The organism is Microvirga tunisiensis, from assembly GCF_009296175.1.
In the GTDB taxonomy this organism is placed as follows: Bacteria; Pseudomonadota; Alphaproteobacteria; order Rhizobiales; family Beijerinckiaceae; genus Microvirga; species Microvirga tunisiensis.
In genome coordinates this window covers 1-3456 of the sequence record NZ_VOSK01000510.1, presented here as the reverse complement: position 1 = coordinate 3456, position 3456 = coordinate 1, and the positions used below count along the sequence as shown (strand labels likewise).

4 protein-coding genes are annotated in these 3456 nt (G+C 65.6%); all 4 read left to right on the top strand.

What is annotated here, in order from left to right; all coding sequences use genetic code 11:
* Positions 1–397: 397 nt before the first annotated feature.
* From hemP to FS320_RS40320, 4 genes are read left to right on the top strand one after another with little or no spacing between them, the layout of a single operon-like run.
* Positions 398–568, top strand: coding sequence for a hemin uptake protein HemP (gene hemP, locus FS320_RS50035; RefSeq protein ID WP_162003568.1), 171 nt, complete (start codon positions 398–400; stop codon positions 566–568).
* Between the two features lie 12 nt (positions 569–580).
* Positions 581–1450, top strand: a complete 870-nt coding sequence (locus tag FS320_RS40330; RefSeq protein ID WP_152718101.1) for a heme/hemin ABC transporter substrate-binding protein — start codon at positions 581–583, stop codon at positions 1448–1450.
* The gene (locus FS320_RS40325) at positions 1447–2529 is read left to right on the top strand and encodes a FecCD family ABC transporter permease (RefSeq protein WP_152718099.1); all 1083 of its coding nucleotides are present in this window, start codon (positions 1447–1449) and stop codon (positions 2527–2529) included. Before FS320_RS40330 ends, FS320_RS40325 begins: the two co-directional genes overlap by 4 nt.
* Complete coding sequence (locus tag FS320_RS40320) at positions 2526–3329, top strand: heme ABC transporter ATP-binding protein (protein WP_162003567.1); 804 nt, start codon at positions 2526–2528, stop codon at positions 3327–3329. The genes FS320_RS40325 and FS320_RS40320 overlap by 4 nt, the downstream gene beginning before the upstream one ends.
* Positions 3330–3456: the final 127 nt, after the last annotated feature.

The following is a 3456-nucleotide window of genomic DNA, read 5'->3' as shown; positions in this document are numbered from 1 at the left end:
GAGGCCGTTCGCCAAGGAGTGCAGGCGGTCATCGCCCGCAGGCCGAAGAACTATGAGAATTATCAGGACATTAAGATGATCCGCCTCCCGGGGATCTGAAGAAAGGCTGCATTATGAAAGAGACTTCGGCCCTTCGCGCAGGAAGGTAAACATCCCGACGATCCCGGTCTTTCACATTGGTGTTCTTGACGGCTGGCTGGCTCGCGCAGAAATCGGGTTCGCGCTGGCTGGCTATCTCACCCTCTCCGTGAGGAGGAGGGTTTACATCCGATATCCAAATCAAGTAACTGCGTCAACATGAACTCTGATATGCGTAGTTTTACACAATTCTAAACTACGAATACTCAATGAAGCGGAATATTCGGCAATTTAGAACAAGTAAAAACTGGAGACATCCGTGCACGACCCGTCATCGCCCTCGGACGTCAAAGCCGACCGGCCGACGCTCGCGAAAGAGATCGATGTCGCGAGCCTCGTCGGGAGCGGGCGCGAAGTCGTTCTGGTTCACAGGGGCGAGCGCTACCGCCTGCGGATCACGGCCAGTGGCAAACTGATCCTCACGAAATAGAAAGCCGCTTTCATGCCTGTCCTGTCACGCCGCACGCTGCTCCTGGCACCGACCGTCCTGCTCTATGCCTCGCGGCTTCGCGCCGAACCCGCGCACCGCATCGTCAGCGTCGGCGGGGCGGCAACCGAGATCCTCTACCGCCTCGGCCGCGCCGATGAGATCGTCGGCGTGGATTCCACGAGCCTGTATCCCGAAGAGGCGCTGAAATCCAAAGCCAATGTGGGCTATGTCCGCGCGCTCGGGGCAGAGGGGATCCTGTCGCTCAACCCGACGCTCGTCATCGCTTCGGAAGGAGCAGGCCCGCCCGATGCCTTGCGCCTGGTCGAGCAGGCCGGCATTCCGATCGTCCGCGTCACGGACGAGCCCAATCCGGCTGGGATTGCGAAGCGGGTCGAGGTGATCGCCAAGGCGGTGAACGCGGCCGAGAAGGGCGCCGCACTCGTGGCCGAGATCGAGAAGGGCTTCGCCCGATTGGCGGAAGCCAGGGCGCGGGTGACGCGGCCGGCCAAGGCGCTCTTCGTCCTGTCGCTTCAGAACGGACGGCCGCTCGTCGGCGGGCAGGGAACGACCGCCGATGCCATGTTCGCGCTTGCCGGCGCCACCAATGTCGCGTCGTCCCTGACCGGCTGGAAACCCCTGTCGGATGAGGGCCTGATCGCGGCGGCTCCGGACGCCATCGTGATGATGAACCACGGTCCCGGCGGCGCGGCGTCGGATCCCTTCACCTATCCGGCTTTTGCCGCGACGCCCGCGGCGGCACAGCGGCGTCTCATCGTCATGGATTCGCTTTATCTTCTCGGCTTCGGTCCGCGCACGCCGGCCGCGGTGCGCGACCTGATGGTGGCGCTGCATCCCGATCAGATCCTCGCAGCCAAGCCATGACCGCTCTGGCCCTAGAGCAGGAACATTTCCGCCGAGCGTTTCGCGAGCGCCGGATCTTTCTGATGGCGGTGCTGGCCGTGCTGCTTCTCCTGGTGAGCGTTCTGGCCCTCGGCCTCGGCGCAACGGGTGTGTCCCCGGCCCGCGTATTCGCGATCGTCGCGAATGCTCTTTCCGGGCACGCGATGGCGACAGGAGGCGATGCAGTGATCATCCTGCAGGTGCGCCTGCCGCGCCTGCTGCTCGGGCTTATGATCGGCGCGGCGCTCGCCTCGTCGGGCGCGCTGATGCAGGGGCTGTTTCGCAACCCGCTGGCGGATCCCGGCCTTGTCGGCGTCTCGGCCGGGGCGGCCCTGGCGGCCGCCGCGACGATCACGCTTGGCGACAAGCTGCTCGCGCCGCTCATCGGCCCCTTGCCCTTCGGCGCCCTGCCCGTGGGCGCTTTTGCCGGCGGCTTGCTGACGACGCTCGGCCTGTATCTCGTCGCCACCCGCAGCGGTCGCACCTCGATTGCGACCATGCTGCTTGCCGGCGTCGCTTTCGGTGCGCTCGCAGGCGCCGTCATGGGGCTGTTCTCGTATCTCAGCGATGACCGGCAATTGCGCGATCTGTCGTTCTGGTCTCTCGGTTCCTTAAGCGGCGCGACCTGGACGAAGGTCATGGCCGTGGCCCCGTTCATCCTGCCGACGCTTCTGACCATGTCCTTTCTGGCGCGAGGGTTGAACGCGTTGTCCCTCGGCGAGGCGGAAGCCTTTCATCTCGGCGTGCCGGTGCAGCGGGTGAAGGCCATCGCGGTCCTGCTCGTCGCGATCGCTGTCGGTGCGTCCGTCGCAGCGGCCGGCATGATCGGCTTCGTTGGGATCGTCGTGCCGCATGTGCTGCGCCTCATGGCCGGAGCAGACCACAGGATGCTGCTGCCGGCCTCATCCCTGCTGGGAGCCGCACTGCTCGTCGCGGCCGATACGATGGCACGCACCATCGCTGCGCCGGCCGAACTGCCCATCGGCATTCTCACGGCCGCCATCGGCGCACCGTTCTTCCTCTGGCTCCTGCTCCGGCGTCAGGGAGGCATCGCCCTGTGAGCACGCTTCTGGAAGCGGAGGGTGTTTCCTATCGCAGCGGCGGACGCATGCTGGTCGGGGCCGTCGATCTGTCCATCGTAGGCGGCTCCTTCACCATCGTCATCGGCCCCAACGGAGCCGGCAAGTCGACGCTTCTGCGCATCCTGTCCGGCGAACTCTCTCCGACGGAGGGCGAGGTTCGCCTCGACGGCCAGCCCCTGCGCTCCATTCCGCCATGGCGCCTCGCGCACAGCCGGACGGTGATGCCGCAAGCCTCCGATCTCGGCTTTCCCTTCACGGTCTTCGAGGTCGCCTGCCTCGGGGTCGAGGGAATCGGGCGCGGGTTGTCGCGCAGCGACCGGCAGCGCATCGCCCTCGATGCGCTCGCGCAGGCCGACGTGGCGCATCTCGCCCGTCGCAACTATCAGACGCTCTCCGGTGGGGAGCGGCAGCGGGTTCATTTCGCCCGCGTGCTGGCGCAGCTGCAGGCCGGCCGGACCGTCGAGCCGCGGCAGGTGCTCTTTCTCGACGAGCCCATCGCAAGCCTCGACCTCAAGCATCAGCTTGCCCTGCTGCAGACGGCGAAGAGCCTTGCACAAGGCGGGCTCGCGGTCGTGGCCGTGCTGCACGACCTGCAGCTCGCCGCCGGCATGGGGGACGATCTCGTCCTGATGCATGGAGGGCGGCTCGTCACACGCGGACGAGCCGAGGCGGTGCTGACGCCCGCCAGGCTCGTGGAGGTCTTCGGCGTGAGCCTGATCCCATCCGTGCTGCCGCCGAGCCCCTGGACGTTGTCATCGGCTGGCCTGCATTCCGTTTAGCCCGGAAAATTCATGGAGGGTTGGCGGGTGTAGCTCAAGTGCCTGAGATGACTTAGGATTTGGTTGTTGAATCCGATCCGCCTCATTTCTGGGAGAACCCACCCGCCATGAACCATTCTACGCTTCC